The sequence below is a fragment of the Bradyrhizobium sp. genome (assembly GCF_019242285.1).
Taxonomy (GTDB): Bacteria; Pseudomonadota; Alphaproteobacteria; order Rhizobiales; family Xanthobacteraceae; genus Bradyrhizobium.
In genome coordinates, this window is sequence record NZ_JAFAVV010000433.1 from 1 (window position 1) to 4,162 (window position 4,162).

Sequence of the window (4,162 nt, forward strand, 5' to 3'; positions counted from 1 at the left end):
GTTGGAGATGGCGGCGTCATCGGCCGCGATCTGCGCCGTCAATTGCGCGACCGTCGAGCGCTGGGTGTCGGTCTGCTGGCGGGTCGCGAACTCGCCGAGCTTGGTGTAGCGCTGCAGGTCGAGATTGGCGTTGGCCAGGTTGGCCTCATCCTGCGCCTTCTTAGCCTTGGCCTGGTCCAGCGTCGCCTGGAAAGAACGCGGATCGATGTCGGCGAGCAGGTCGCCCTGCTGGACGAGTTGGCCCTCCTGGAAGGCGATCTTGTCGATCTGGCCATCGACGCGTGTACGCACCTGAACGGTGTTGAAGCCCTGCACGGTGCCGAGCCCGGTCAGATAGACCGGGAAGTCCGACGTCTGCACCTGCGCGATGGAAACCGGCACCGGCGGCCGCGGCGCCGCCTTCTGCGCGCTGGCGGTCTTGGCCGCGTTTTGCTGGGTCTCGTAGCGCTGCCAGCCATAGTAGCCCACAGCCGCCACAACGGCGATAAACAGCAGCCATCGGATCGTCCGCGACTTCCTCATATTGGTTCACCGTCCGGAGGCTTCACGCCGGCTCATATGTTTAAGAGGCTAGGAATAAAGGGACTTTAAAAAGGTTCCTAGCCTTTCCATCTATAGTATGCATGCAATTAATGTGTAAACACACTATGGCTTGAGATTACCTAAACAATCAGCAAGGTGAAAATATCCCAAGGGACGGACCTGGGCCATGTCGCTCGATCTGAAACGCCAGCTGGTCGCACAACTTGTCGAAAGTTCGCGGCTGCTGCGCAACTACATCGATCATCGTGCCAAGGGACGTGGCACGACTCGCGCGCAGTGGATCGTGCTGTTCCGGCTGCGGCAGCACGAGGGCCTGTCGCAGGTCGACCTCGCCGACGTGCTGGAGCTGCAGCCGATCTCGCTGGTGCGGCTCCTGGACCGTCTCGTCGAGCACGGCCTGCTCGAGCGTCGCCATGATCCGAAGGACCGGCGCGCCAACCGGCTGTTCCTGACCGAAGCTGGGCGGCAGCTCGTCGACGATCTCGACGGCCTGCGCGACCGGATCGCGACCGACGTGCTCGAGGGCGTGCCGGACGATTCGATCCAGGCCAGCCTGACGACGCTTCGCGAGATCAAGGAACGCATCAAGACGCTGTCCGACCCGCCCGGGCATGTTGCGGCCAAATGATGGCGGCGGTCATCGGCGGCGTGTGAAGCCATTTTGAACTTCTTCCAAGATGCGGCATGGGAGTCCGGTTGTCAGCCGGCCGCGGCCTCGTTCATATCGACTCGTCACGATCGAACGGAACAGGGTGATGGACGAATTGAACGGAAAGCTGATTGCATGTCAGATACTCATCACGGGCCTTATTGCGCGGGTCGCCAACGATCAGCGCGATCCATTGCGATTCCTCACCGACTTTCGCGACGAGATCAAAGCCGTGGTGAAGGGGGTCAACATTGCCGGTGTGGAGCAGCCCGACCGCGTGCGGATGATCGCGCAGCAGACGGTCGATGAACTGTTCTCGCTGATGAAACCGCCGAGCAGCGATTGATCTGCGACGCGCGTGGAGGTGCGAGGAGCCCTTGGTCATCGGTGCGCCCGATTCGCAGGTTCGGCAGCCGTTTTGAAGGTGCATTTTAGAATCATTTTGATCTGGAACTATTCAAGGCTCGAATGGAGGCGTTCAATTTGACCCGCCGATGGGTGCCCGATACCAAATCTTGCATCGTGCATGCAAAGGACGGCATCGCGATTCAGAAATTCGATTCGGTGGGGCGCAAGAAAAAATGGGTGAGGTGAAGGCGCCGAGGTCGCTGCGTTCGGTTGCAGCGATGGGCTCGGTCGATGAGTCGTTCGACATTGGTTCGGGCAGGAAGGTTTCGGCGGTCGCGGGGCTGATCGCGGTGGCGTCGTTCTCGGGGACCGCCGAGGCGCAGCAGACGAACATTCCGCCTGTCAACGTGGATGCGCCGGTAGCGCGCCCGCGGCCTGCCGCATCGAAACCCACGCCCGACCAGGTGCGCGCCCGCAATGCCCTGCGGCGCGCGGCGGAGCGCGCGCGGGTGGCCCAGGCGCCGGCCGTGCCGTTTCCGAATGCCGGCGGGCTCAGCGCCGACCGCAACCCTTACGCGGATGCCGCCGCGCCCTACAAGGTCGATCATCTGCAGGCCTCGGGCAAGTTCCCCGAGCCGCTCCTGAATACGCCGAAGACCGTCACGGTGCTCAGCAAGGAAGTGCTTGAGGACAAGAACGCGACCACGCTGAAGCAGGCGATTCTCTCCACCGCCGGCGTGACGCTCGGGACCGGGGAAGGCGGCAACGCCTTCGGCGATCGCTTCTTCATCCGCGGCTTCGACGCCAGGAACGACGTCTTCATCGACGGCGTGCGCGACGCCGGCGTCAGCGTGCGCGAGAACTTCTTCACCGAGCAGGTCGAGATCCTGCGCGGACCGGCTTCCTCCTTTGCCGGCCGCGGCACCGCGGGCGGTGCGATCAACATCGTCACCAAGCAGGCGACCACCGAGAAGAGCTTCTACAACATGGACACGACGTTCGGCACCGACCAGACCAAGCGGGTGACGCTCGACGTCAACCAGGTCATCAGCCCGACGCTGGCGGTCCGTGCCGGCGGCCTGTTCCAGGACGCCGACGTCGCCGGCCGCAAATACGTCACCGACGATCGCAACGGCGCCTTCGTCGCGACCAAGTGGACGCCGACCGACGCGGTGAAGATCACGGCCGGCTACATCCACACCGAGCTGACCGGCATTCCCGATTTCGGCGTGCCCTATTACCGTCCGAGCACGGCGACCACGGCCGGCGGCCCGTTCCCGGATTTCGGCGTCGACCGCAAGAATTTCTACGGCTTCGTCAACCGCGACTTCTACCGGACCGGTCAGGACATCGGCACGCTCAATGCTGAGGTGCAGGTCACGCCTGATATCCTGATCACCAACCGGTTCCGCGATTCAAGCTCGAGCCAGATGTACATCGGCACGCTGCCGGAATCCCCTGTGCTGACGAATCCCTTGTCGGCGTCGACCCTCAGTGCCAATCCGCAGAGCCGCTTCCAGGTCACGGACGTCATCGCCAACCAGACCGAGGCGACCTACAAGTTCAACGACGGCCTCGGCTTCAAGCACACGGCGCTCGCGGGCGTCGAGATCGACCGCGAGACCTCGTCCATCAACAACTTCACCGGTCTTGCCTCGGAAATCACGACGGGCACCGGCGTGTTCACGGGCAACGGATCGGAGACAGGGGTGAGTGTGTTCGCCCCGCAAGATACCAATCTTCCGTTCGGTCCCACCGCGTTCGGCGCTCACCCGACCAATATCGCCATCGACACCAACAGCGGCTACCTCCTCGACAGCGCCAACTATCATGATCTCCTGATCTTCAACGCCGGCGTCCGCTACGACGATTACACGGTCAAGACGGCCGGGTGGGGAACGGGGGCCCTCGCAAACGTCTTCGGCACCCAGTCTGCCGAGTTCGGCATTCCCGACTTCAACCTTGGCCTGACGCTCAAGCCGCTGCCGAACGGCAGCGTCTATGTGGCGTATGCGACCTCCGCGAACCCGGTGGGTGCCGAGTTCGACGGCACCAGCACCGCCTATGGCGGTCTGGCGCCCGTGATCAGCGGCAACGGAAACCAGATCTTCGGACCGGAAAAGAACACGTCGGCCGAGATCGGCACCAAATGGGAGTTGTTCGACCGCCATCTGTTGCTGACGGCCGCCCTGTTCCAGACCACCAAGGACAACGCCCGCGAGGCCTTCAACGTCACCAGCGCCGCGAACCAGACCGCCGCCTGCCCCTATGCGGGCACGACGATTTCCTGCGTCACCGCCGGCGCCTCCTATTACGTCCGCGGCATCGATCTCGGCGTCGGCGGCAAGATCACCGACAAATGGAGCGTGTTCGGCGGTCTGGTCCTGATGCAGTCGCGGGTGACCAAGTCGAACGTGCCTTCGGCGAATGTCCCCGATCCCGCGCTCTATACGACCAATGTCGGATTGCAGCTCGCCAACGTCGCGCACGAGTCCTTCAGCCTGTTGTCGAAATATCAGCTCAACGACACCTGGGAGCTCGGCGGGCAGGCGGTGTACCGCTCGAAGATCTATGGCGGCACGCTGCTGGCCGCCAACCAGGGCACGTCGATCCCGAGCTACT

The 4,162-nt window shown here is 63.1% G+C and carries 4 protein-coding genes; 3 read left to right on the plus strand and 1 reads right to left on the minus strand.

Features of this window, described 5'->3' with window-relative positions:
- Positions 1-522: biotin/lipoyl-binding protein (locus tag JOY90_RS17000; RefSeq protein WP_291692279.1), on the minus strand; the 522-nt coding region annotated here is incomplete at its 3' end.
- A 187-nt stretch (positions 523-709) separates the two neighbouring features.
- On the opposite strand from JOY90_RS17000, the gene JOY90_RS17005 reads away from it, so the two are divergent.
- From JOY90_RS17005 to JOY90_RS17015, 3 genes are all read left to right on the plus strand, one after another.
- Positions 710-1,171 carry a MarR family winged helix-turn-helix transcriptional regulator gene (locus JOY90_RS17005; RefSeq protein ID WP_291692280.1) on the plus strand — a complete coding sequence of 154 codons (462 nt, stop codon included), beginning with the start codon at positions 710-712 and terminating at the stop codon, positions 1,169-1,171.
- 127 nt (positions 1,172-1,298) lie between these two features.
- Positions 1,299-1,538 carry a hypothetical protein gene (locus tag JOY90_RS17010; protein WP_291692281.1) on the plus strand — a complete coding sequence of 80 codons (240 nt, stop codon included), beginning with the start codon at positions 1,299-1,301 and terminating at the stop codon, positions 1,536-1,538.
- 235 nt (positions 1,539-1,773) lie between these two features.
- On the plus strand, positions 1,774-4,162 hold a 2,389-nt coding region (locus JOY90_RS17015; protein WP_291692282.1), incomplete at its 3' end, for a TonB-dependent siderophore receptor.

Bases quoted from the DNA above. Each gene is read 5' to 3' on its own strand.
- JOY90_RS17005 (WP_291692280.1), top strand. From the start codon at position 710: ATGTCGCTCGATCTGAAACGCCAGCTGGTCGCACAACTTGTCGAAAGT.
- JOY90_RS17010 (WP_291692281.1), top strand. From the start codon at position 1,299: ATGGACGAATTGAACGGAAAGCTGATTGCATGTCAGATACTCATCACG.